General features: G+C 56.0%; 1 protein-coding gene. It reads right to left on the bottom strand.

All coding sequences use genetic code 11. The features are described 5' to 3' along the window. Window positions 1-59: 59 nt before the first annotated feature. A partial coding sequence (locus BK660_RS32195) for a glycine betaine ABC transporter substrate-binding protein (protein WP_311202931.1) occupies window positions 60-489 on the bottom strand: 430 nt, incomplete at its 5' end.

Below are 489 nucleotides of genomic sequence, written 5' to 3'. Positions count from 1 at the left end.
GAGGGCTGGGGTGAGGGGGAATAAATCTCAAGCCGTGAACAATTCCAGCAACCCCACAATCAAAGCTTCGCTTTCACCGCCGCCAACGCATCCTTGCCATCCGCAGTCTTCACCCCATCCAGCCACTTATCCAGCACCGCCGGATTCGCCTTGATCCAAGCCTTCGCCGCCTCGGCATTAGTGACCTTCTTGTTCACCACCTCAGCCATGATGCTGTTCTCCATCTCCTGAGTGAACGACAGATTGCTCAGCAACTTACCCACATTCGGACAGGCTTCGGCGTAGCCCTTGCGCGTCAACGTAAACACGCTGCCGGTATCGCCAAAATACTTCTCGCCACCCTTGAGGTAATGCATCTTCAACTGCACGTTCATCGGGTGCGGGGTCCAGCCGAGGAAGGTGACGAATTTCTGTTTCTTCACCGCCCGCGACACTTCAGCCAGCATCGCCTGTTCACTGGATTCGATGAGCTTCCACTGGCCCATGTCG

The sequence above is a fragment of the Pseudomonas brassicacearum genome (assembly GCF_003732265.1).
In the GTDB taxonomy this organism is placed as follows: domain Bacteria; phylum Pseudomonadota; class Gammaproteobacteria; order Pseudomonadales; family Pseudomonadaceae; genus Aquipseudomonas; species Aquipseudomonas brassicacearum_D.
This window is presented reverse-complemented; position numbering and strand designations above follow the sequence as displayed.